This window comes from Sphingobacterium sp. DR205 (assembly GCF_011064245.1).
GTDB lineage: Bacteria > Bacteroidota > Bacteroidia > Sphingobacteriales > Sphingobacteriaceae > Sphingobacterium > Sphingobacterium athyrii.
In genome coordinates this window covers 558000-579796 of the sequence record NZ_CP049333.1, presented here as the reverse complement: position 1 = coordinate 579796, position 21797 = coordinate 558000, and the positions used below count along the sequence as shown (strand labels likewise).

Genomic DNA, 21797 nt, shown 5'->3' with positions numbered 1-21797 from the left:
CTTTATGTAATTAATTTAATTTCTTTTCTAATTCTGTTATGCGTGCCGCAAAGTAAGCATTTTTTTCTGGATATTTCAAAACTAATTTTTCGTAAACCTCTATTGCTTTAGGATATAAACCCTGTTCGGTATATATTTTTGCAAGGGTCTCCGTCACCAGTGAATGCTGATCTTCCGAGCTTTTTCTGGCCTTATTCTCCAAATCCAACTTCTCAGCCTGTAGTGGTTGGATCATAGGCTCCTCGCGGATAAATTTCTCGATCACCTCATCCGTTTTGCGCGGAATCTGGAAAGCAATTGTTGTTTTCACCTCATCACTGAGTTTTGCCTCCGGCGATTGCAGATGGAAAATATTCTCCCGAATCTGTTGATCCAATAGCTGGCTATCCAATTTTTCATGAATCTTGGCAATATCATCATTTGATGGTGCCATAGGACCCAAAGGTGACTTTACATAAGGCTGATAGGTTTCAGCATATTCAAGTCGCGTTTTATGCAACCACCACAAGAAACTATAGGGCATGGTATCATCATCATAGACCGAGACACGTTCCTGTGTATCCTTGACTGGCTGGATAGCTGTTTCAGAAGATACCGGCTCAGCGATTTCTGGCTCCTCAACCGGCGCGACCTGTTGTTTTGCTTCACGCGAACGAAAATAGTCCTGTGCGACACCTGCTTGAATCAAACGGTCCAATTCATCGGGCTTCTCCACCACGTTTTCAACTTCAGTTTCCACCACCTCATCTTCGGTCTCAGCCACTACTGTTGCCTCAACATCTTCATCAAGGTCGTCCTCAAGAATTATGATGTCCTCCAATTGGACTTCTTCCCTAGCCACCGTTGGCCTGCTATGCATAAATTCATACAACCAGTTTGGAGACGAAGCATAAAGCAATGTAGACGATAAATTCTGCACAGGTTTGCTTTCACCAAAAACTTTACGCTCATAAATAAATCGTAAACTTTGCGCATACGGATATTTTTCAATCAAGCCTAAAATCATTTCCTCATCAACAGATTCCGGCTGATTGATCGCTCGAAAAAAAAGCTCATTATTCGATAGTGGCATAGTCATATTCATCTTGGGAAAGGATTACCAGTTGGCAAACGCCTTATTATAAATATCCTCTGTCAACATCTGGATAACCTCCTTACCCAAGCTCTCTTCCTGTGCACTCTGAAGATTTCCAGCAAACTCTTTGAAGCGTGTAAAAGGCTGCTCAAAGTCGTCTTTAGGGTTAATCTTATTGTGGTAAGACACTTTAATGGTAATGGTCAATCTATTCATTGCAGCCCGATCCGTCCCTGCTTCAACAGCTGCTGGACTGATCGTATAATCTGTAATGAATCCTTCAAAAGTAGCATCACCATCTTGGTTGACCTGACTTAATCGGGATTGATTTCGAATACGCTCCTTTAATGCCTCCGTAAAATTCTGGCTTAAAGTCGGATAAACCAAAGGCGCAATATTTTCGAAATATTGAATATTGACGGTCTTCATACCTTCTGGAATAGATCCTCCCGTAAATCCATATTTTACACCACAACTGTTCATGATGAATAGAAAAGTGGTCGTGAGCAAGGTATATAAAATTCTTCTTGACAACATCTGCAAAACCTTAGTCTAAATTTAAGTCTTTAATTTTCCTATACAAAGTCCTTTCGGAAATTCCCAATTCTTGTGCCGCTGCTTTACGTTTGCCGCGGTGTTTTTTCAAGGCCTTCTTGATAAGATCAGATTCCTTATCCACCAAGGACAAAGACTCTTCCACTTCCTGTGCATCTTGCAGATATTCATCCTGCGCGGCAGGATTCTTCAAGACATTTGCCGTATTGTTATTAGGCGAATGTATTGTCAGTGTTGGCGCAATACCATATCCTTCGGCATCAGATTTTATCTGTGGTTCAATTTCCTGATAGAGCTGATTAATATAAGGCGAATTTTGATCGAACGTAGAAGAATCCACGCCCTTCTGGATCAGCTCGACAACGAGTTTTTTGAGATCGACCATATCTTTCTTCATATCGAAAAGCACCTTATAAAGTAAATCTCTTTCTGAGAAATCTTCTTTTGCGCTATTATTTGATGAAACTATGGCCGGTAAACTTGTCCGCGATTCATTTGGCAAATAGTTTTGCAGGGTATGCGCATCAACAACACGTTCTTTCTCTAAAACAGCAATCTGTTCGGCCACATTTTTTAATTGACGCACATTTCCCGGCCAATTATAGTTGCGTAGCATATTTTGAGCATCTTCAGTCAATTGCACTCCGGGAGAGCGGTATTTTTCCGAAAAATCGACAATAAACTTACGAAACAATAAATTGATATCTTCAGGGCGTTCCCTAAGTGAAGGGACACGCAGCGGCACGGTGTTGAGACGGTAATACAAATCTTCCCGAAATTTACCTTTTTGGACAGCTTCAAACATATTGACGTTTGTCGCCGCAACCACACGTACATTCGTTTTCTGAACTTTCGATGATCCTACACGAATGTACTCTCCGGATTCCAAAACACGTAGTAATCGGGCTTGCGTTCCCAAAGGTAGCTCCCCGACCTCATCCAAGAAAATTGTTCCGCCATCAACTACTTCAAAATAACCCTTACGTGCTTCGTGAGCGCCCGTAAAGGAGCCCTTCTCATGGCCGAATAATTCGGAATCTATCGTTCCCTCCGGTATTGCCCCACAATTGACCGCTATAAACGGGCCATGCTTACGGGAACTCAATTGATGGATAATATGCGAAAAAACTTCTTTACCACTACCGCTTTCACCTTGTATTAATACAGAAATATCAGTTGGAGCCACCTGCCGGGCAATGTCTATCGCCCGATTTAACAACGGTGAGTTACCGATGATTCCAAACCTATTTTTTATATCTTGATTATCCATAAATTTCCAGTTGGAAATAAATTTATATTAAGTTTTCTTAATCAACAATTTTACCGAGCAAGGTTGCCGACGTACATGATTCAACAAGCACGTTGACATAATCACCCTGTTTGTAACGAGGATCTATAGGAAATACAACCAAGGCATTTTGATCATTACGACCGCAGAAATCAAACTCAGATCGCTTTGAAAAACTCTCTATAAGGACTTTACATACCTTTCCAATAAAGTGTTGGTAACGATATAAGCTATGGTCACGCTGTTTGTTGATCACCTCAGTCAAACGACGTTTTTTGACATCCTCTGGAATATCATCTTCATAACGCTTAGCAGCTAATGTACCTGGTCTTTCCGAATAAGCAAACATATATGCAAAGTCATACTTCACATAATCCATCATCGATAATGTTTCCTGATGTTCTGCTTCGGTTTCTGTACAGAATCCTGTGATAACATCGGTAGAAATCGCACAATCCGGAATAATTTTGCGGATAGCATCTACACGTTCCATATACCACTCCCGATCGTAAGTACGATTCATCAGCTCCAATACCCTGGAATTTCCGGATTGTACTGGGAGATGGATATAATTGCAAATATTTTCATATGACGCGATCGTATGTAAGACCTCATCCGTAATATCTTTTGGGTGTGATGTGGAGAAACGAACCCGTAAAAGCGGGCTGACTTCCGCCACCATAGCCAACAATTTAGCAAAAGTTACCGTCTCAGCAGGAGCTTCACCTTCTGCAACCGTTGCTGTATGCTTATAGGAATCCACGTTTTGCCCGAGCAATGTTACTTCTTTATATCCGGCATTGAATAGATCCTGCGCCTCTTTCACAATAGAATGAGGATCACGGCTGCGCTCACGTCCACGGGTAAATGGAACCACACAGAATGAACACATATTGTCACAACCACGCATGATCGAAATAAAGGCTGTCACACCATTTGAATTTAATCGAACCGGATTAATATCGGCATAAGTCTCCTCACGTGACAACAGTACATTCACTGCCTTTGCACCGTCATCGACCTTATCAATTAAATTAGGAAGATCACGATACGCGTCAGGACCTACCACAACATCAACTAATTTTTCTTCTTCAAGAAACTTCGATTTTAAACGCTCAGCCATACAGCCCAGCACACCGACGATCATTCCCGGATTTTTGGTCTTAGCCGCCTCAAATTCTTTCAGTCGATTACGAACACGCTGCTCTGCATTCTCGCGGATTGAACAGGTATTTATAAAGACAACATCTGCTTCCTGATAATTTTTTGTCGTCTCAAAACCTTTATCCAACAAAATAGAAGCAACGATCTCACTATCCGAGAAGTTCATTTGACAACCGTAACTTTCAATGTACAGTTTACGTCCATTACTGATCTTTGGATCCTGTTCCAATAACAATGCCTCACCCTGACGAGATTCGTCGTGTTCCTTAGTTGTATGTGTTAAATCTAGCATAGCTCAATTTTCAAAGACTACAAAGTTAGAAATTAAAATCCATATAATGACAGTTTGTCAGCCAGAAATATGGTTTATACTTTGTCAAATTTTAGCGCTAAATACTCCTGCGCGGTCCGACCGTATTATATTTTCCGATGCGTGTAGATGATACAAAAAAGGCACGGATAAATTTCCGCGCCTATATATTTTGAAACTCAACAAACTTTTTTTCGAAGCGTTAAACAGCAAAGGATTCCACAGGAAGCAGCTGTTCAGTTCCTTATTGACCAGCTTGTTGTTTTGCTTCTTTCTTCATTTGATCACCAGCAACGATAACGATCTCCACACGACGATTTTGTGCACGTCCTGCTTCTGTATCATTACTCGCAATTGGCTCAGAGAAGTTTCTTCCTTCAGTTTTAATACGTGAAGAAGCCAGTCCTTTGGATACAGCAAACGCACGTACCGCATTTGCACGGTCCAAAGAAACTTTATCATTTGCCGCTAACGTACCTACATTATCTGTATGTCCGATAACCAAGATTTCTGTCCCTTGTTCCTTATTTAAAGTGGTAACCAAGTTAGCGATATTATCTTTTGCAGTGGTTTTCAAATCAGATTTATTGAAATCGAATAAAATACCTGAATCAAACTTCACAACAATACCCTCTGCGGATTGAGTCACTTCAGCACCTTCGACGGTTTTAGAAATCTCAGCAGCTTGTTTATCCATTTTCTTACCAATCAATACACCGGCTGCACCACCAATGGCCGCACCTGCTAATGTACCAATAGCCGTATTACCAGCCTTACCGCCAATTAATGCGCCTAATGCACCACCAGCTACACCACCGATTACACCACCTTTAGTCGTATTATTTGTATTTTGGATTGTAGAACAACTTCCAAATAACATAGCCGAGGTTGCAACAGTCAAACCAAATACAGCTAATTTTCTATTCATTTTCATATCTATCTAAGACTTTTAATATTCAAACTAAATACTGTCCATGTTAAAATCAAACAAAGTGCCAAAAGCAACCTTTTTCAACTTTTTTGTTACGATACGCTCAAAAAAGCATTACAACACGTTTAAATGAAGACAATCCGCTACAAATAATCCCGATGGCCAATGTTCACAAGAACTAACAGTATGGAAAGGAAATTGTTTTACTTTTCCTGCGTCTTAACTTCGATATCGGGCAACAATGACCCTTTTGGACGGCCCTTTGCTTCGAAATCCTGTAAAGACTGTTGCACATAGTTCATCAAATCATATTGTCCCCAATGCTCGGCGAGATCAAATGAAGGACGATAACGTACCATAAAAGCATCTAAATCGGCACTGTCCAATTTTGTTAATTTCTGGACAGCCGCGCGTGAAAAAATACGGTCGACCTGTAATTCTTCTTTTTCCCGGTCCATAAAACGTCCAAAACGTTTCGCATTTTTTGCTTCCCGTCCAAAAAGATTATAAAGTGCGGTAGCAGGACTTCCTAGATAGGTTCCAAATTTATTTTTCCCCCCATTATAAACTCCCTTTTTGGAGTAGTTTCCCATCGCCTCATTTAGTTCAGCTTCTTTCGACTTCCGTTCTACGATTACTGTCTCAAGCTTTATCCCTTCCTGCATCTCAATATAAAATTCATTCAGGTTTGTCAGCACTGTCTTTACCGGTGAAAATCCGACCTTCGTGAAAGAAAGCGAATCGCCCACAGAAGCGTCAATTGTAAAGACACCAAAAGAATTTGTCAGCGCCGATCTGTTCGTCCGCAAATTTAGCACCACCACATCACCAATTCTATTGGCAGTTCCCTTCCGCATCACCATACCCGACACTTGTTGTATATGTTGCGCCTTTGCTCCGAATGCCGTCAAAAGCAACATCAATATGCCTAAAAACCCTCCTATATGTATGTGTATTCTTCTCATTGGAATATATTGTTATTATCACGCCAAGCTTTAAAACCTCATGTTGCACTTAGCGCTTGGGGCTTGTTTACCCACCATGCTCCCAGTCTATTTTGTTAAAAATAGTAATAGTTTGACAATTGTATTGTTAAAAAAGTTTAAATATTCCTTATTTATTTATAGGGGTAAAAGACAAAATTGGCTCCTTCGGCAACAACCACAAACAGGCACATAAAATCCCTAGCAGATTTATAATTCTGGATAAAAGTGGCTTTACGGTCTTCCTGAATAATATCCATTTCGACAAATTCTTCCAAAGTAGAGGCATTGATTGTCCAATTCGTTTCTAGCTCCGTACGGTCCAAGATTACCTCTCCTACCGAAACCTCATGTTGATGTGCCACAAAAATCGGGTAGGAAGAATAGCCTTCCTCAATGATTTCCATCGCAACCTCACGGATTGACTCACTATAAAAATCAAGATCAACCTGCAAACTTTTCAATGGACTCTGCCCAGTAGATTGCGCGGCTTCCTCCCTTGTTCCGCCTGAAAATAAATCCTCTACTTCCATATATATTATGATTTTTTTAGTTCTAATAGAACGACATTTTCTACGTGCTGTGTATGTGGAAACATATCCACCGGCTTAATACGCTTCACGTCGTACTTTTCAGCCAATAAAACTAAATCTCTCGCCTGCGTCGCAGCATTACAACTGACGTAAACAATTCTCGGGGATTCCATCTCCAATAAACGGGCCACAACATCCGCATGCATACCTGCTCGTGGTGGATCGGTAATTACGACATCTGGTTTACCATGCTCAGCAATAAAAGAAGGAATCAACACATCTTTCATATCCCCAGCATAAAACTTCGTATTGTTGATATTATTGATCGCCGAATTTACCTTCGCGTCTTCAATTGCAGTAGGGACATACTCAACTCCGATGACTTCTTTTGCTTTCTTAGCGACAAAGTTTGCTATCGTACCAGCTCCCGTATATAAATCATACACCAGCTCATCTCCTTTTAAATCCGCAAAATCGCGTGTGATCTTATAGAGTTCGTATGCCTGTGCTGAATTGGTCTGATAGAAGGATTTCGGTCCAACCTTATAGCGAAGACCTTCCATTTCCTCATAAATAAAATCACGACCTGCATATACATGAATATCCTGATCAAAGATGGTATCATTACGCTTTTGATTCACGATATATAAAAGCGAGGCAATCTGAGGAAACTTTTCATTGATGAAATTCATCAATAATTCCACCTGACCTTCCTCTGGATAAGCAAAAACCACAATCACCATCATCTCACCAGTAGACGAAATACGGATGATCAGATTGCGTAATACCCCAGTATGCTCGCGGAGATCATAAAAAGTCATTCCTTTGCTTAGCGCAAAGTCCCGTATGCTATTCCGAACCTCATTGGAAGGGTCTTCCTGGAGAAAACAATGATCAATATCCAGAATTTTATCAAATCGCCCCGGCACATGAAAGCCCAAAGCATTCATTTCCAATTGCGACGCATCCTCATCAACAGAGGTCAACCATTTCTTATTGGAAAATGTATATTCTAATTTATTTCTATAATACTCCGTTTGAGCCGATCCCAAAATATCTTCCATGGCGGAAGTATCTACTTTCCCGATACGGGATAAAGCATTGTCAACAGACTGTTGTTTAAATTTTAATTGAGCTTCATAGCTCATGTGCTGCCATTTACAGCCCCCACAGACACCAAAATGCTCACAAAAAGGGTCTACGCGATAAGTAGAAGCTTCCTTCAAACTCGTCACCCGAGCCTCAGCAAAATTCTTCTTCTTGCGCATTAACTCCACATCGACAACATCACCGGGGACAGCTTTTTCGACAAACAGAACCAGATCTTCGGTTTTCCCCACACCTCTACCTTCTTCGGCAATATCAATGATTGCGATATCTTTCAAGAACTTCTTTTCTTGCGGAATTCTTCTACTCATAGTTCGCAAAAATACAATTTTTTATAATGATTTTTCACTGACCTACATGCTCTTAGAAAAAAGATCTTTTATATAGCGCAATAATCCATTTTGATCAGACAAATTTCCTTTATTATTCGCGGATATGCAGCACTGCTTAAGCCCATAGAAAGGTCTAAATTCAGACATACTTCCTTGAAAAAAAAGAATTAGCAAAAAAGGAAGATTATTTAACAGGAGGAGAATGGGCAGCAATAAACAACAGAACCCATAATCAATTAGAGAATCGTTGCCTGAACAAGGTACGGTAGAATCTCTTTTTGAAAAGAAATGAAATTTTTACGTACATCGGCATCCGAAACGGCAGTAAAAGCAAAAGAGAATACAATGCTCTTGCTTGATTTGATCAGAAATGTCAGTTTTTCCTCACTGATCGCTTCATTGATCTTTTCATTCTGGATAAATGTACTTAAAAGCAGGAATTCCAAATCCTCAGATAGTGTTTTTAGATATTCCTGTGCATTGGCCGACTCACGGATAAATTCCCAGCCAATCAATTCATTGCATGCTGTATAGGTCAGCCGGCTGACACGAAGAATGGTGGAAGCCAAAAAAGAGGCCATATCATCCTCATATTTTGTGGTCTTTAAGATATCCAGCAGACTCGCCCGTAGATAATCCATCAAGATGGCATGCAAGATCATTTCCTTACTATCAAAGTATTTATAAACCGTCGCCTTAGCAATCTTAGCTTTTTTGGCCAACGTGTTTACACTGGTTTTATGATAACCATTTTGACGAAAGAGTTCCCGTGCTGTTCTTTTTATGGATTCAATGATATGATCTGGTTCCATATTCTTCAGATAAGACTAGCACACATCACACTATGCCCAATACCCGGGCCAAATAAGACACACGCAAGGATTGGTAGTAGTGTGATGGTTTCAATAGTCTTTATTAGCATTGATTTATATTAATTCAGTCTCAAACTGAGCTAAGAAACGCGTATCATTTTCAGAGAAAAGTCGCAAATCTTTGATCACATATTTAAGATTTGTGATCCGTTCGATGCCCATACCGAAGGCAAAACCCGAATACTTTTTACTGTCGATTCCACAATTATCAAGTACATTCGGATCTACCATGCCGCAACCTAAAATCTCTACCCAACCTGAATATTTACAAAGATTACACCCAGCACCTTTACAGATCGTACATGAGATATCCATCTCCGCAGAAGGTTCTGTAAATGGGAAATACGAAGGGCGGAAACGTACTTTAGTGCCCTCACCATACATTTCTTGAACAAAATGGTATAAAGTCTGCTTCAAATCAGCAAACGAAACATTTTCATCCACATATAATCCTTCTACCTGATGAAAGAAACAATGCGCTCTTGCAGAAATCGCTTCGTTCCGATACACGCGTCCGGGCATAATCGCACGGAAAGGTGGTTTTCCAGCTTCCATGAGTCTAACCTGAACAGAAGATGTATGTGTTCTGAGTGTAATATCGTTACCTTCTTGTTTTTTGATAAAGAATGTGTCTTGCATATCACGCGCCGGATGTTCAGGCGGGAAATTCAACGCGGAGAAATTATGCCAGTCATCTTCAATCTCTGGTCCCTCAGAAACGATGAAGCCCAGCTTTTTAAAGATCTCAACAATTTCCTTGCGAACCAATGAGATTGGGTGTCTGGATCCCAATTGAAACCCATTACCCGGCAATGTTAAATCACCCTCCATTTGTTGGGATTTCTGCTTCTCACCGGAACCAAATTTCTCCTGTGCTTCCTTGAATGTATTTTCTGCCAACTGCTTAAATTCATTCAGTACTTTCCCCAAAGTACGTTTTTCTTCAGGAGTAACTGTTTTGAATTCGTCAAAAAGATTTTTTACGATCCCTTTGGAAACCAAAAACTTCAATCTGAAATTTTCTACATCGGCTGAAGAAGATGGCACAAACGCCTTAATTTCTTCAGTATACTGCGTAATTTTATCTTGCAACATAATTACGACAAACATAGCCAAAATTTCTGCCAAAAAGAAATTTTAGCCATCTCTCAAACGGCTTCGAAAACATCCCTGTCTGCAAAATTTCAATTAAGATCAACCAGAATAAACCTGTTTGTAATCAACTCATTGAACATAAAAACACCGGTAAGATGATTTTTTCATCCCTGTCAGAGGCAAGCAAGAGTATACTAAAAATCAAAAAGAGCAGACTTTCATCTGCTCTTTTGCTCATAACTATATAATGTAAAATAATATCCGCTCAATATTCAAAGCTACTTTCGAGTTCGATTAAAATGGAAGCGGATTATCTTCCTGATCGTTTTCAGTAAAATCAACTTCGATTTCTTTATCCTCGGCCTTCTGCGCCGGGGTGCTTGCAACATTTCCCGTATTAGCAGTTCCAGCTGGTTCAAAATCCGATTTCCGTCCCAAAAGAGTAAATGTCTCAGCAACCACCTCAGTAGCATAACGTCTGATACCCTCTTTATCTTCGTAGGTACGCGTACGTAATCGACCTTCGATATAGACCAATTTGCCCTTAGTAAGGTATTTTACCGCCACATCTGCCAAACCTCGCCACATGACAATATTGTGCCACTCGGTTTGTTCGACCCGTTTTCCGTCCTTGTTATACGTTTCTGAAGTTGCCAATGGGAAACTGGCAACGGAGACATTGCCTTCTAAATATCGAATTTCGGGGTCTTTTCCAAGATGTCCCACTAAAATAACTTTGTTAACTCCTGACATAATTTAAAAGCATAAATGGTTAAAAATTGGATCTTTCCAAAAAGGTAAAGATCAACTTGTGTTTAGCTAATTTATCTAAATCTTTTAAAAATACATAATCCCAATTGGATTTTTTTTGTTTTAGACCGCCCTTTAACTGCACTTCAAAGAATGTCGCATAAATATTCTGATGGCTCAGAATATGTTTAGTTTGTTTTTGCAGGAGTTTGATCTCCGCCTTTTCCCCAAAATACCGGACAAATTGCTCATCTATAAGAATCTCCGGTATCGTTAAAGTCCGATCGGACTCGACCAAGGGAAACTCATATAAATTCTGCCAGACATCGCCTTCTCCGCGCTTTGACATCAAAATTTGCGCTTCGTCTTTAAGGATAAAATAATTAAAATACCGTTCTCTGCTGGCCTTGCCCTTAAGTTTAACAGGCAGTCGGTCGACTTCCCCTTGGCGAATGGCATAACATGATGTATTAAACATACAAGTAATACACAAGGGTTGTTTTGGCTTACAATGAGTGGCCCCAAAGTCCATGATAGCTTGATTGTATAACGCCGGATGGTCTTGATCTAAATTCTCCTGAGCGATAGCCGTAAAAATTTTCTTTCCCTCAGTAGAATTGATCGCTGTATCTATTCCATAGTATCTCGATAGCACACGAAACACATTCCCATCCAGTACAGCCTGAGCCTCATTATTGGCAAAAGATGATATTGCGGCAGCTGTATATTCGCCTACACCGGGAAGTTTTAGCAGCGTTTTATAGTCCACGGGAAAAATGCCGTTATATTCGTCACGGACAATTCGTGCAGCCTTATGCATATTTCGTCCCCTTGAATAATAACCTAGTCCCTGCCAAAGGTGTAAAATATCGTCTTCCTCCGCATTGGCAAAGTCAACGACAGTCTCAAACCGTTCCACAAATCGTAAATAGTAGGGCATGCCTTGTTCTACCCGAGTCTGTTGCAGGATAATCTCCGAAAGCCATATCTTATAGGCATCTTTTGTTTCCCGCCATGGTAAATCACGCTTATGTTGTTGATACCAGGCCTGCAATTCCGCACCAAATGTCATAACAACAAAAATGCACAATTTTTCAGCATTTTCAAGCAGCGCGCAAACAAAGATCGGCTGCCGCTATCAAATCAAAACCTGAAACAAGCATTCCAATACTCACCTCTTATTTTTTCGCATTGCGAAGCGATGTAATCTGTTCATCCGGTTCCAAAATGGCATTCTCCAAAGCAATGGAACCATTATATTTTTCTTTTAATGCCTGATATAGGCGTCCGTCATAGGAGACAGCAAAGCGTCCATCAGCTTTCAGATACACGGGCAAATGACGATTGCCTACATCAAAACAGAATTCTCCGACCACAGAAAGATCCTGACTGTCAAGCAATACACACAGACAAGGCAAAATATTGACCTGAATAAACAAATCATCACTATGATAGATACATTGTCCCGACTGTAGGGCCGTACTGTCATCCCGCTGTATCTTGACCGTGTTGCCCTTACGCGTTTTTCGATGGATAACGCGTTTATTTACTTCAAAGTAGGAAAGATCCAAAATATCCGATTCACGATTGAATTTAACATGCTCAAAATTGAGAATGGACTCAATGAGGATTTCTGTCGGCTCTTTCGATTTACGCATATTTCAGTCCTTCCTCTGTTTTATTTTTGCTTGCCCTCCTTTTCCGTGGACTGGCTGCGCTTTTCTTTTCTGCAACAGCTATTTCTGTCACAACTGTTCCCGCCACAACCGGCGAAGTCTCCGTCTCCTCATTTTCGATAACTTCAACTTCTTTTGACTCCGACAGTTTATGCATGGTAAAGTCCCAGCACAGTTGCCCCAACATTTGCAGAAAATCATAGAGCAACTCACCGTCAGAACCCAGCGCCCGAAGGATGACTACATCCGATGAAGCCTGTGTAAACCCATAAGAGATATCATTATATTCTACAGTCAATATTTCATCAAGCTCATTCTTTAATTCCTGAGCGAAAAGAGCGGAAAATAAAAAGGTCGCCTGATGGGTGTAGCCTTCAAAGAAGAGCATTTTTTGGATGGGCTGCATTTTTGGTTGCAACAGCTGATTATCAATAAAAACCAGTTTTCCAGATCTGAAAATCTTAGTCTGTGTATGCAATCGATCAAATTCAAATGCTTCTTTCATATAAATCCGCCCGACACTGATGATATCACCCCACATCAAAACCGCATCTTCGGCCAGATGAATATGATTGGTCGCCTTGAATATAGAGTCTTTAAAAGGCGTGACCGGATGTGGGATGTAATGCAATATCCCCCCCGATGCTACCTGTACATCTGTATGCTGGCTGGCACCCGTTTTCATCGGGTGCAATTTATTGAAAGACTGCGTAAACAGCTTTAATTGGGCCTCTTCCTTTACATGGACATCAATATGAAGATGATCTGTATCCATAATACCGGGTGATGCACTCATGATAATCATTTCCAGATGGTCAGTTAGATTCGCTGCTCCATAATGGGTCAATTTATAAGGCGCATTGTGATAGCTTTCTTTCAGCCTGCTTCTACCTTCCTCTTTGGCTACATTTAATACTATCTTACTATCCATATCCTATTGTTTTTAGCCTACTTGTTCTAATAAAGCGTACTCTTTGATCCATTTCTTTACGTCTTCCAATCCTTCTAATGTCATCAGATTTGTGAAAATAAAAGGACGTTCTCCACGCATGCGCAATGTATCCCGGCGCATGACCTCCAAATCTGCGTGTACATAGGGCGCCAAATCAATTTTATTGATCAATAATAAGTCTGAGCGTGTGATACCTGGCCCACCTTTGCGCGGCATTTTTTCTCCTTCGGCAACATCAAGAACAAAGATGGTTAAATCCGCTAGATCAGGGCTGAACGTTGCTGTCAGGTTATCCCCCCCACTTTCAACAAAAATAAGCTCCACATCCTCAAAACGACCAGCCAATTCTTCCACAGCTTCAATATTCATTGATGCATCCTCACGGATCGCCGTATGTGGACATCCGCCGGTCTCTACACCAATAATGCGTTCAGCCGGGAGTGCCGAATTTTGCTGCAGATACATCGCATCTTCACGTGTATAAATATCATTTGTAACAACACATATGCTGTAATCTGCAGACATCGAACGTGTCAATCGTTCGATCAAAGCAGTCTTGCCCGATCCAACAGGTCCGGCAACACCAATTTTCACATAATTTCTTTTTGACGTCTTTTTCATCCGTATAATTTTTTTCACATTATTTTTTCCATCGATTAGATGAAATTTACTCCGCTTAAAATTTAAATCACTCAATCAGATAAAATAAATTTTAAGTATAAACAGTAATCTTGCTTTTACGATATATAGATACGTGTATATAACTTTTCATGTTGCATACAGCGGATATCCTGCGCGATACAACAATTACCGATTAAATCCTCTTCTAACGCTGGTTGCGCTGCAACCAACTTGTTGATCAATGGCTGCAACTTAAACAGAATCTGCTGTGCATCCATCTGACTAATAGGGACCAGTTTTGCGCAGTTGGTCATAATACCATTGAGTGAATTATAATAAAATGCGCTCAGTGCATCTGTATAACTAATTCCCTGTGCATGTGCAAACATGGCAAATGCCATGGCGTAATGCCCATGCAGTTCTTGGGTGTTTATTGCTTTTAAATAAGCTGAACAACGTTTAACCGGCTGCAGTTTTTCAGTCAGTTTCAAGAAACGTATTCCTAGTTTTTTACTTGCATCCCGAATTTCATAAGGCGCTTTAAAGGCTGTGATCAAGGCATCTAATTCTGCTACCTTTTTCTTTGTTGCCTTTGTCTCGCATAACTGCCATGTCTTATGAAAAAAGGCCGCATCATTGTAATAGAAGCTATGTTCCAATAAAGTCTGCGCGTACTCTTTGGCAGTTTTCGAGTCATGTACGAGACCTTTGGTTATATAGGTTTCCAATCCATAGGAATGTGTGAATCCTCCAATCGGAAAAACGGAATCATTGATCTGCATCAATGTCAACAATGGATTCATATTATACCCCCTTTGCTAGTGTGATTTTATTTTGCACTACGGCATACTGATGGATGCGCAATGTATGCGTGCGTTCGATTACCCGTGACTCTTGCGTTGGTGCAAATCCCGCCCGCTGTAATTGTTCCCACAGCGGATTTTCGTAAGCCGCTATGATTTCATGAGCTGCGTTGATAAAAACTGGGATATGTTTATTGCCTATTTCTAAACATATTCTTGCCATATCCAATACATTTTTTGGTCGTACGACCAAACAAGGACAGGGCAATATTCGGACAACGATACGGAACTCCTCTGCTTCAAACAGGACATCACCATCAAACAAAGAGTCTTCACCCAGGTTTTTAAATCCGATCTCCCGGCCTTGAACGGTAAATCCCCGAATGACACGCCGCTCAGTATCAAACCATTCAAGCTCTAAAAAATCGAGTTCTCTAGCATCATGCTCCTTGCTAGCTGCCCAAATATTGCCTTTAACGTCTCTTGCTAAAATCATATATTCAAATTAGAACAGGAAGTAACGTTGTGCCATCGGAAGTTCGCTCAACGGCTCACAAGTCGCTAACACACCATCCACCGTTACTTCATACGTTTCTGGATTGACCACGATATTAGGTGTGGCATGGTTATGTACCATATCCTTTTTCATCACTGTACGACAGCCTTCTACTGGCAAACATTTACGTGATAAATTCAATTTCTGGATATTTCCATTCTCCAGCGATATTTTTGAAACGAAGTTAAAACACAGTCTTGACACCGCTTTACCATAATTTCCGAACATCGGCCGGTAGATAATTGGCTGTGGTGTAGGAATGGACGCATTTGCATCCCCCATTTTCGCACCTAGGATCATACCGCCTTTGATTATCATTTCTGGCTTCACACCGAATAATTCGGGTTTCCATAAGATCAGATCGGCATATTTACCTGTTTCGATAGATCCAATATATTTATCAATTCCGTGCGCTTTTGCGGGGTTGATCGTAAATTTGGACACATAACGTTTTACACGGAAGTTGTCATTATCTTTACCCTTATCCTCAGCCAACGGTCCACGCTGTATTTTCATTTTATGTGCGGTCTGGAATGTACGCGAGATCACCTCCCCCACACGCCCCATCGCCTGGCTATCCGAACTCATAATGGAGAATACCCCCATATCCTGAAGAATATCCTCAGCGGCAATCGTCTGTGGACGGATACGTGAATCAGCGAAAGCAACGTCTTCTTTTACATTTCTATCCAGGTGGTGACAGACCATCAACATATCCAGGTGTTCCTCTGCAGTATTCACTGTAAATGGTTTTGTCGGATTGGTAGATGCAGGAAGGATATTTGGATACATCGCTATTTTGATGATATCAGGTGCGTGACCACCACCAGCTCCTTCGGTGTGGAAGGTATGAATAACACGACCGTCGATGGCAGCAACGGTATCTTCCAAGAAACCAGCTTCATTCAATGTATCTGTGTGTATAGCCACCTGTACGTCATACTTATCAGCAACTTTTAACGCGGCATCTATTGTTGCAGGTGTAGCACCCCAGTCTTCGTGGATTTTCACCCCCAATGCACCAGCTTCAATTTGCTCTTCGATCGGCTTTGTTGTCGAAACGTTACCTTTACCAAAGAAACCAACGTTGATCGGTAAGTTTTCAAATGCTTCAAACATACGCTCGATATACCATTTACCTGATGTAACAGTCGTCGCAAGAGTACCATCTGCTGGGCCAGCACCACCACCAATAAATGTGGTTACCCCAGAATACAATGCGGTCTCGATCTGCTGTGGTGATATAAAGTGAATGTGCGTATCAATACCACCAGCAGTAAGAATATAACCCGCACCACCATGAACTTCGGTAGATGCGCCGATAATCATTCCTTTGGTGACGCCATCCTGTACGTCAGGATTACCTGCTTTTCCGATACCAACGATTTTCCCGTCTTTGATACCAATATCCCCCTTTACGATACCCCAATGGTCAATAATGATCACATTGGTAATACAAAAATCCAATACGTCTTCATCGCGCAATGCACGGGCAGATTGTCCCATACCGTCACGGATCGTTTTACCCCCACCGAATTTATTCTCTTCGCCATATACGTTGAAATCTTTTTCAATTTCTATAAACAGCTCCGTATCAGCTAAACGCACTTTATCACCCGTTGTCGGGCCAAAAAGAGCAGCATATTTCTCTCTAGGGATATAAAGCTCCCCATCAATATATTTAACAGATGATTTATCTAAACCTAGTTTATCTAAACCAAGCGCATGTAGACCAACAGTAGAACCCAATGCAGTGAGTCCTACAACCTTAATCCATTCGCGTCTATTCCATCCTCCCATGCTATATTATTTAGATTGTCTGAATTTTAATTTTTTCATTTTCTCAACGGCTTTAGTTTTGACATGCTGATCAGTATACTTCCCATTTGTCAATCCATTAAACCCGTGGATTTCTTTACTCCCGCCAAATTCAACCAGAATAATGGACTTCTGTTCACCTGGTTCAAATCGTACTGCTGTACTTGCTGGAATATTCAGGCGCATGCCAAATGCCTTTTCCCGGTCAAAGGACAGCAATTTATTCACCTCAAAAAAATGATAGTGCGATCCCACCTGAATCGGTCTATCGCCCTCATTTTTTACAACAACGCTAGTGGTCCTTCGGCCCACATTTGCCTTGATCTCTTCTTTCTTTAAAATGTATTCTCCTGGAATCATATTATTTTAATTTTTATTAACGGATAGGATCATGAACGGTGACCAACTTGGTGCCGTCCGGAAAAGTAACCTCAATCTGCACATCATGGATCATCTCAGGGACACCTTCCATGACCTGGCTTCTTTTCAATAAGGTCGTACCATAAGACATTAAGTCAGCAACAGAGCGTCCGTCTCTTGCTTCCTCCATGATCTGCGCACTGATATAGGCAATACATTCGGGATAATTTAGTTTCACCCCACGCTTTAGTCGCTTTGCTGCCAATTCTCCTGCTAAATGCAATAGCAGCTTCTCTGTTTCTCTCGGTGTTAAACGCATAAAAAATATCTGTTTGTTATTTTGTTAAAGGAATTATTACAAGACCGGAATTGTAAAGTATGCGCCAAAGGCAACACGGTTATATTGGCTTTTGTCGATTTTCATATGCCCTTTGTAGTCTACGGTATTACCTACATAACCAAGGTAAAATCGCAGATCCTGATTATGAAAAGGCTTATGTTGCAAGGCTGCAAAATATGTCCAGTTTTGACGAAAATTTTTACCAACTTCATCATCGTCTTTTGCTCCAGCAGTCTCATAACCACCTTTCAGCGCTACCTCCCATTTTTTACTCAAAAATTGATCATACCGAAGGATTGCGGAGGTATAACTGACATCCTTTGCCAAAACGCGCCCCGTACCCGTACGTCCGTAAAAGTCGTTGATGGCAGATGAAGCAATCAGCGCATGGTCAACCCCCAGATAGGAATATTGCAAATCCAAATAGAGCATCTGTTTTGGCGTTTTAAGCTTGTTTGCCAAGGAAATGGAATGATTGGTATGTCCCTTTGCAAACTGAGAGATATTATAAGACCATTTTGTGTTTATTTTTTTTTCCAGAAAGGCACCTACCCAAGTAAAATAAGCACCCATTGGCACATCAGAACGCTCCAGATCACCTACTGCAAACCCATTTTTGCTGTGCACATCCATAAAGCTGTCGTTTGTGGTATTATACACTTGCGCATGTAAGGAATGATTGGGATTAACTTCGTAGGACAATGTTCCGCCGACTACAAATAAATTCAGGATGCGATCAACATAATCCGTGAATTTATATTCGTAAATTGGATTGTTTTCAAACTCGTAGCTCCCCACAATGGCACTCTGCTTACCTGCTGTGACCGACCATTTGAGATCTTTACCGAACTTATATTTGATGTAGGCCATATCCAATGCCCTTGAACCATTGTCCTGACTGGTCGGTGCAAATGATCTATTCAGTCGAAAACGTACTTTATAAGAAAGCTGCTCGTTGTAGTCACCGCTCATCAAAATACGGGCATCATCCAAATTAGCCTTCGCCTGGCCAGAGCCATCCCCATTATCAGATTGCAGACCAGCGCGCAACATAACGTCCAATTGAAATGATTTTGCTCTGGCTGGTTCTTTTGACAATAAACTACTTCTGGATAATAAGCTATTTCTTTCTGCGGGAATAGAATCCACTGGAGTCTGAGTCTGTGCATTTAATGTCACAACGCCCAAACCCAAGGTTGTAATAAGTGAAAGTGTTTTTTTCATCCGTTTTAAATCGCTTTTTATTCGTGATGAAGCGATCAGATTTATTCTTTTATATGTTTGAATAAATCATGATGGTTTCATATGATATACCTAATTCGTGTACAAGTATATCATGGCGAATTAAAAATGGAATAAGGATGAGATTAAAATCAGATTAGAACATAATTTTTGGCAATTTGACAAGCACTTGGGTACCTTGTCCTTCGGCTGAGATTAGGGTTAGCTCCGCACCATGTAGATCAAAGATATTTTTGGCTAAAACAAGGCCAAGGCCATTTCCATAGATATCCCCCACATTGGAAGCACGATAAAAAGAAGTAAAAATATGGGGTTGATCTTTCTGAGGAATTCCGATGCCTTTGTCAAATATTTTAACTGTAATATTTTGGTCATCACAGCTGATGGCAATCTGTATCTGCTCGCCATTACCATATTTATATGCATTGGAGATGATATTACTAAAAGCAATATAAAATAAATCAGGATTTGCAAAGACAGTTAGCTCATCACTATCCTCGGGGATCTGGGTAAGATCAAAAGACAGCCGAAAATCCTTATAGATGCTTCGTTCCGCTTTATAAATTTCATAGAGCAATTCATCAATACGGATGATTACTTTATTATCTACCTCCCCTTTAAAGCCCATACGGGACAATTGGAGCAAATTATTAATAATAAGTTCCATTTTATCGGCATATTTTGCAATTGTCTCTAACGAGTAATACGCTTCATGTTCTCTAGGGATAAGATTCCGCGCCAGCTCTGCCTCACCGCCAATGATTGTCAAAGGGGTTTTCAGCGAATGGGACGCATTACCGATAAAACTCTGCTGGGACTGCACAGAAATATCCAGGCGATTGAGCATAGAATTCAGGTTCGCGATCAGTACGCCAAGTTCATCTTTGGCGTTACTGAATTTACTGAAAAGTCTATAGTCCAGATTTGAAATATCCACCTTCCCTAAATCACGGTTGATATCCTTTATTGGCTTGAGCAGTCGGTCCGCAAAATAAAATGACATGAGGATAATCAGTAAAATGGCTAAAAACCCACCTGTTATCAGGGTACGGTCTAGGTGACGCTGCTCGTCATGTCCATACTCATCTATACCTTCGGATACGACGATAAGATTGTCATGATGGAGATTGTCGTTAAAGAATACCGCAACAAATGCAGTTTCGTTGTGCATATACCTACCTTTGCCGTTCTTAATGACTTCCTTATAGAAGCTCATGGGCATAGGTAAGTTAGGTTTAAACCGAATACTGTCGCTGCCTTTCACCACCCGCAGCAAATGATCTGTCCCTTCAGACAGCTGCTTGAGGTATTTGCGTTTTACCTGAATATATAATTCTTTGTTTTCTTCCTTTTGGTGCACAATATGATCGCCGACGATAACTGCATTTTCTTCTAACCGGTGAAAAAACTTAGTCTGCAAACTATCGTAGGTAAAATAAGAAACATAAAGGGCAAAGACAACAAGCAAAAGCGTGCTGATGATCGAAAATAAAAGTACAATCTTGGTCCTAATTTTCATGACGGATGACATAGCCCATACCGATAACCGTATGGATTAATTTACGTGCAAACTGTTTGTCAATCTTTTTCCGAAGATAATTGACATACACATCCACGACATTCGTACTTAGATCGACGTCCATCCCCCATACTTCCTCCAGGATATCTATCCGCGTTAATACTTTATTTCGATTGAGCATTAAGAATTCCAATAAACGGAACTCCGTAGCTGTGAGTATGATGGGCGTATTTCCTCGTTGTACCGATTTACTGTCCCGATCCAGTTGCAGATCGTCGAACGTCAGCACATTCTTTTGTTCGCTAACGGTTTTGGATTTACGGCTGTAGCGATTGATCCTGGCCTTTAGTTCTTCCAGACGAAACGGTTTGGTGAGATAGTCGTCAGCATCACGTTCAAAAGCCGCAACAATATCCTCTGTTTGGTTTAATGCTGTTAGAATAATTATAGGAATCTCATTATTGGACATACGGATGTTTTTGCAGACATCCAGACCATTCATCCCCGGCAGCATGACATCCAGCAAAATGAGGTCATAATGATTTAAGCCGGCCATTTTCAACCCAGTATAGCCATCCATTGCAATGCTAATGTTATAGCCTTCTTCCTTTAGCCCTCTTTCTATTAATGATATGACCGACGGTTCGTCTTCTATAAGCAATAGTTCCACAGATATTGTTTTAAAAAGTAAATTTAAGGTTTGTAAAATACAAAAATATCAGCACAGCTCTTATATAAACCGTTGTCTATCATGAAATTCACTCTTTCTTGACTTTTATATGATACTTTTTACGATGATATAAGCAACAGAGTTACCTCCGGTCTGCTTTTAATCACTTATTTTACAAAATGGCATTCGCTCACAATAATATCAAAATTTTTGCATGATTTTTCTCAAATGACAAAAGATTATTT

22 protein-coding genes and 1 pseudogene are annotated in these 21797 nt (G+C 40.7%); all 23 read right to left on the bottom strand.

All coding sequences use genetic code 11. The annotated features are described in order from the left end of the window. Positions 1 to 10: 10 nt before the first annotated feature. The gene (locus G6053_RS02365) at positions 11 to 1084 is read right to left on the bottom strand and encodes a hypothetical protein (RefSeq protein WP_241254899.1); all 1074 of its coding nucleotides are present in this window, start codon (positions 1082 to 1084) and stop codon (positions 11 to 13) included. Positions 1085 to 1096: 12 nt separating this feature from the next. Then, complete coding sequence (locus G6053_RS02360) at positions 1097 to 1612, bottom strand: LptE family protein (protein ID WP_108636275.1); 516 nt, start codon at positions 1610 to 1612, stop codon at positions 1097 to 1099. Between the two features lie 10 nt (positions 1613 to 1622). Then, a complete protein-coding gene (locus tag G6053_RS02355) occupies positions 1623 to 2900 on the bottom strand; it encodes a sigma-54 dependent transcriptional regulator (RefSeq protein ID WP_108636276.1) in 1278 nt (425 codons plus the stop codon). Positions 2901 to 2937: 37 nt separating this feature from the next. Next, positions 2938 to 4374 carry a tRNA (N6-isopentenyl adenosine(37)-C2)-methylthiotransferase MiaB gene (miaB, locus tag G6053_RS02350; RefSeq protein WP_165305449.1) on the bottom strand — a complete coding sequence of 479 codons (1437 nt, stop codon included), beginning with the start codon at positions 4372 to 4374 and terminating at the stop codon, positions 2938 to 2940. Between the two features lie 262 nt (positions 4375 to 4636). Continuing rightward, a complete protein-coding gene (locus G6053_RS02345) occupies positions 4637 to 5326 on the bottom strand; it encodes an OmpA family protein (protein ID WP_108636278.1) in 690 nt (229 codons plus the stop codon). 200 nt (positions 5327 to 5526) lie between these two features. Next, positions 5527 to 6288 carry a hypothetical protein gene (locus G6053_RS02340; protein ID WP_108636279.1) on the bottom strand — a complete coding sequence of 254 codons (762 nt, stop codon included), beginning with the start codon at positions 6286 to 6288 and terminating at the stop codon, positions 5527 to 5529. A 152-nt stretch (positions 6289 to 6440) separates the two neighbouring features. Further along, complete coding sequence (locus G6053_RS02335) at positions 6441 to 6839, bottom strand: hypothetical protein (protein WP_165305448.1); 399 nt, start codon at positions 6837 to 6839, stop codon at positions 6441 to 6443. 5 nt (positions 6840 to 6844) lie between these two features. Next, on the bottom strand, positions 6845 to 8257 hold the full coding sequence (gene rlmD, locus G6053_RS02330) for a 23S rRNA (uracil(1939)-C(5))-methyltransferase RlmD (protein ID WP_165305447.1): 1413 nt from the start codon (positions 8255 to 8257) through the stop codon (positions 6845 to 6847). A 257-nt stretch (positions 8258 to 8514) separates the two neighbouring features. Beyond that, positions 8515 to 9090: a TetR/AcrR family transcriptional regulator gene (locus G6053_RS02325; protein WP_104385291.1), complete on the bottom strand. Its 576-nt coding sequence runs from the start codon at positions 9088 to 9090 to the stop codon at positions 8515 to 8517. Between the two features lie 114 nt (positions 9091 to 9204). Continuing rightward, the gene (gene pheS / locus G6053_RS02320; RefSeq protein ID WP_108636282.1) at positions 9205 to 10245 is read right to left on the bottom strand and encodes a phenylalanine--tRNA ligase subunit alpha; all 1041 of its coding nucleotides are present in this window, start codon (positions 10243 to 10245) and stop codon (positions 9205 to 9207) included. 294 nt (positions 10246 to 10539) lie between these two features. Then, entirely contained in the window at positions 10540 to 10998 is a 459-nt protein-coding gene (locus G6053_RS02315; RefSeq protein ID WP_108636283.1) for a single-stranded DNA-binding protein, read from the bottom strand. Between the two features lie 19 nt (positions 10999 to 11017). Continuing rightward, positions 11018 to 12067, bottom strand: a complete 1050-nt coding sequence (mutY, locus tag G6053_RS02310; RefSeq protein WP_108636284.1) for an A/G-specific adenine glycosylase — start codon at positions 12065 to 12067, stop codon at positions 11018 to 11020. Between the two features lie 106 nt (positions 12068 to 12173). Continuing rightward, positions 12174 to 12653, bottom strand: a complete 480-nt coding sequence (locus G6053_RS02305) for an urease accessory protein UreE (RefSeq protein WP_165305446.1) — start codon at positions 12651 to 12653, stop codon at positions 12174 to 12176. Further along, on the bottom strand, positions 12646 to 13602 hold the full coding sequence (locus tag G6053_RS02300; RefSeq protein ID WP_165305445.1) for an urease accessory protein UreD: 957 nt from the start codon (positions 13600 to 13602) through the stop codon (positions 12646 to 12648). The genes G6053_RS02305 and G6053_RS02300 overlap by 8 nt, the downstream gene beginning before the upstream one ends. 12 nt (positions 13603 to 13614) lie before the next feature. Continuing rightward, a complete protein-coding gene (ureG, locus tag G6053_RS02295) occupies positions 13615 to 14244 on the bottom strand; it encodes an urease accessory protein UreG (protein WP_108636387.1) in 630 nt (209 codons plus the stop codon). Between the two features lie 116 nt (positions 14245 to 14360). Beyond that, complete coding sequence (locus tag G6053_RS02290) at positions 14361 to 15047, bottom strand: urease accessory protein UreF (protein WP_104385299.1); 687 nt, start codon at positions 15045 to 15047, stop codon at positions 14361 to 14363. A gap of 1 nt (position 15048) precedes the next feature. After that, entirely contained in the window at positions 15049 to 15543 is a 495-nt protein-coding gene (locus G6053_RS02285) for an urease accessory protein UreE (protein ID WP_165305444.1), read from the bottom strand. A 9-nt stretch (positions 15544 to 15552) separates the two neighbouring features. Further along, on the bottom strand, positions 15553 to 17403 hold the full coding sequence (gene ureC, locus G6053_RS02280; protein WP_108636288.1) for an urease subunit alpha: 1851 nt from the start codon (positions 17401 to 17403) through the stop codon (positions 15553 to 15555). 81 nt (positions 17404 to 17484) lie between these two features. Next, positions 17485 to 17781: pseudogene (ureB, locus tag G6053_RS02275) on the bottom strand (urease subunit beta); the annotation flags it as partial. Positions 17782 to 17797: 16 nt separating this feature from the next. After that, the gene (gene ureA / locus G6053_RS02270) at positions 17798 to 18100 is read right to left on the bottom strand and encodes an urease subunit gamma (RefSeq protein ID WP_046674789.1); all 303 of its coding nucleotides are present in this window, start codon (positions 18098 to 18100) and stop codon (positions 17798 to 17800) included. A 36-nt stretch (positions 18101 to 18136) separates the two neighbouring features. Continuing rightward, complete coding sequence (locus G6053_RS02265; protein WP_165305443.1) at positions 18137 to 19345, bottom strand: porin; 1209 nt, start codon at positions 19343 to 19345, stop codon at positions 18137 to 18139. Between the two features lie 154 nt (positions 19346 to 19499). Continuing rightward, on the bottom strand, positions 19500 to 20882 hold the full coding sequence (locus G6053_RS02260; protein ID WP_165305442.1) for a HAMP domain-containing sensor histidine kinase: 1383 nt from the start codon (positions 20880 to 20882) through the stop codon (positions 19500 to 19502). Then, positions 20872 to 21552: a response regulator transcription factor gene (locus tag G6053_RS02255; RefSeq protein ID WP_108636292.1), complete on the bottom strand. Its 681-nt coding sequence runs from the start codon at positions 21550 to 21552 to the stop codon at positions 20872 to 20874. The genes G6053_RS02260 and G6053_RS02255 overlap by 11 nt, the downstream gene beginning before the upstream one ends. Positions 21553 to 21797: the final 245 nt, after the last annotated feature.

Excerpts from the sequence above, each read along its gene's own strand:
- G6053_RS02365 (WP_241254899.1), bottom strand. The coding sequence starts at position 1,084 with ATGAATATGACTATGCCACTATCGAATAATGAGCTTTTTTTTCGAGCG.
- G6053_RS02360 (WP_108636275.1), bottom strand. The coding sequence starts at position 1,612 with ATGTTGTCAAGAAGAATTTTATATACCTTGCTCACGACCACTTTTCTA.
- G6053_RS02355 (WP_108636276.1), bottom strand. The coding sequence starts at position 2,900 with ATGGATAATCAAGATATAAAAAATAGGTTTGGAATCATCGGTAACTCA.
- miaB (WP_165305449.1), bottom strand. The coding sequence starts at position 4,374 with ATGCTAGATTTAACACATACAACTAAGGAACACGACGAATCTCGTCAG.
- G6053_RS02345 (WP_108636278.1), bottom strand. The coding sequence starts at position 5,326 with ATGAAAATGAATAGAAAATTAGCTGTATTTGGTTTGACTGTTGCAACC.
- G6053_RS02340 (WP_108636279.1), bottom strand. The coding sequence starts at position 6,288 with ATGAGAAGAATACACATACATATAGGAGGGTTTTTAGGCATATTGATG.
- G6053_RS02335 (WP_165305448.1), bottom strand. The coding sequence starts at position 6,839 with ATGGAAGTAGAGGATTTATTTTCAGGCGGAACAAGGGAGGAAGCCGCG.
- rlmD (WP_165305447.1), bottom strand. The coding sequence starts at position 8,257 with ATGAGTAGAAGAATTCCGCAAGAAAAGAAGTTCTTGAAAGATATCGCA.
- G6053_RS02325 (WP_104385291.1), bottom strand. The coding sequence starts at position 9,090 with ATGGAACCAGATCATATCATTGAATCCATAAAAAGAACAGCACGGGAA.
- pheS (WP_108636282.1), bottom strand. The coding sequence starts at position 10,245 with ATGTTGCAAGATAAAATTACGCAGTATACTGAAGAAATTAAGGCGTTT.
- G6053_RS02315 (WP_108636283.1), bottom strand. The coding sequence starts at position 10,998 with ATGTCAGGAGTTAACAAAGTTATTTTAGTGGGACATCTTGGAAAAGAC.
- mutY (WP_108636284.1), bottom strand. The coding sequence starts at position 12,067 with ATGACATTTGGTGCGGAATTGCAGGCCTGGTATCAACAACATAAGCGT.
- G6053_RS02305 (WP_165305446.1), bottom strand. The coding sequence starts at position 12,653 with ATGCGTAAATCGAAAGAGCCGACAGAAATCCTCATTGAGTCCATTCTC.
- G6053_RS02300 (WP_165305445.1), bottom strand. The coding sequence starts at position 13,602 with ATGGATAGTAAGATAGTATTAAATGTAGCCAAAGAGGAAGGTAGAAGC.
- ureG (WP_108636387.1), bottom strand. The coding sequence starts at position 14,244 with ATGAAAAAGACGTCAAAAAGAAATTATGTGAAAATTGGTGTTGCCGGA.
- G6053_RS02290 (WP_104385299.1), bottom strand. The coding sequence starts at position 15,047 with ATGAATCCATTGTTGACATTGATGCAGATCAATGATTCCGTTTTTCCG.
- G6053_RS02285 (WP_165305444.1), bottom strand. The coding sequence starts at position 15,543 with ATGATTTTAGCAAGAGACGTTAAAGGCAATATTTGGGCAGCTAGCAAG.
- ureC (WP_108636288.1), bottom strand. The coding sequence starts at position 17,403 with ATGGGAGGATGGAATAGACGCGAATGGATTAAGGTTGTAGGACTCACT.
- ureA (WP_046674789.1), bottom strand. The coding sequence starts at position 18,100 with ATGCGTTTAACACCGAGAGAAACAGAGAAGCTGCTATTGCATTTAGCA.
- G6053_RS02265 (WP_165305443.1), bottom strand. The coding sequence starts at position 19,345 with ATGAAAAAAACACTTTCACTTATTACAACCTTGGGTTTGGGCGTTGTG.
- G6053_RS02260 (WP_165305442.1), bottom strand. The coding sequence starts at position 20,882 with ATGAAAATTAGGACCAAGATTGTACTTTTATTTTCGATCATCAGCACG.